The sequence below is a fragment of the Caballeronia sp. dw_19 genome (assembly GCF_018449515.1).
In the GTDB taxonomy this organism is placed as follows: Bacteria; Pseudomonadota; Gammaproteobacteria; order Burkholderiales; family Burkholderiaceae; genus Caballeronia.
Window position 1 is genome coordinate 1 of record NZ_JAAVUQ010000097.1, and the last position, 1,615, is coordinate 1,615.

A 1,615-nucleotide genomic window follows, 5' to 3' on the forward strand; every position below is an offset into this window, starting at 1 on the left:
TGTCGAGGCCAGATTCAGATGTCGGGGTGCGGGCTAATTAGAAATGTCGGGTTTTGGGTTGGTTTGAGGTTGGTTTCAGCCTTCTAAATCTCTCTTGAAAGGGTCATTTCCCCACCGCGGCTACCCGCCTTTCGGCCGTTCTCAAGATGATGCCGTTCAGGTCCGCTTGCGTGAGCGCGCGCTGCTTGCGCGTGTTGTTGGCCCGCATCTTCGGCTTCGCCGGCTCGCCCTGATTAGTCCTCGACGGCGAACCCGAGATGCGCCGGTTGTCCCGCTCCAGCTGCACCTGCCGCGCCACCTCCAGCACGTGTCCCAGCCGCTTGTTATCCACCACCACCCCTTGGTCAATATCGGACAAGCGATCGTACTGGCGATAGGTCAGGGCGGCACCATTGGCCCGGATCTCGATGCGCCCATCGGGGTATTCGACCACGTCCAGGTAGTGGTGAATCAGGCCGCGGTTGGCCGGCGTATCGTCCAGCAAATACATCACCCGGTCATACTGGACGGTCAACGTCGCCGACACGCAGCGCGAGACCCGACAGGTCAGAATCAGATCAAGATTCTCATCCGCCCTGAGCGGCCGGTGCGCGTTGTACGCACTCCTCGGTGCCTTGCCAAAGCGGCCATTGAAGTCGGCAATGAAGTGGGGCGCATAAGCGTTCGCCGCTTCCTTCGTGTCGATCTTGCGCAGTCGCAACTCCTTCACCAAGCGGTCCTGCAAGGTCAGGTTGGCGCGCTCCACGCGCCCCTTGGCCTGGCTGCTGTTGGCACATAACGTATCCACGTTCAACTCGTACAAGGCCCGTCCGTATTGGGTTACACCCTTGCCGGGCGTGCTCGCCGGGTGGTTGCAGTGGAACACGCTCGCCTTGTCGCTGTAGAGTGCGACCGGTTTGCCATACGCTTCGATGTACTGGCGCGTCGCTTCGAAATAACTGAAGGTCGACTCGGTCGCGGTGAAGTGCAGCGTCATCAGCCGACTGGTCGCGTCGTCAATAAACACCAGCAGCGTGCAGGCCGGCGCGCGTTCCTCAAACCACCGATGATCGCTGCCATCGATCTGGATCAGCTCGCCCAGGCACGAACGCCGGTTCCTCGGCTGGTGGATCTTGGGCGGGCGCTGCTTGCGCGGAATCCACAGGCCCGCGTCAGTCATCAGGTGCCGCACGGTTTCGGCCGCGAGCGTCAGCCCGTGAGATTCTCTGAGCTTCTCGCACGCGAACGTCGGCCCAAAATCGGCATAGCGCTCGCGAATGATCGCCAAGGCATGATCTGCCAGCCCGGCGGGCAATTGGTGATTGCTGCAGCGCTCGCGCTTGCGTGAAATCAAACCCGCGGCGCCTTCGCTTCGATATCGGTTCGTCAGCCGTTCCACCTGACGCCGGCTGATGCCCAATCGCTCAGCGGCACGCCAAGGCATCAGCAGTCCATCGGCGACCATTTGGATCGCCTTCAGTCGCTCAAGCTCACGCATGCTCATGGTGATCATCCCAGTGCGGTCCATGATCGACTCCCAGCGACGGCGGAGCCCCAGCATGGGCCTGATCGAGCCTTCGGTGCGACATTTCTACTTGGCTCAAGTACGACATTACTATTTGGGGCCTACATTGTT

1 protein-coding gene is annotated in these 1,615 nt (G+C 60.9%); it reads right to left on the bottom strand.

Annotation, left to right across the window (positions count from 1 at the left end):
• Window positions 1-103: 103 nt before the first annotated feature.
• Window positions 104-1,507, bottom strand: a complete 1,404-nt coding sequence (locus tag HB376_RS40560) for an ISNCY family transposase (protein ID WP_213769303.1) — start codon at window positions 1,505-1,507, stop codon at window positions 104-106.
• Window positions 1,508-1,615: the final 108 nt, after the last annotated feature.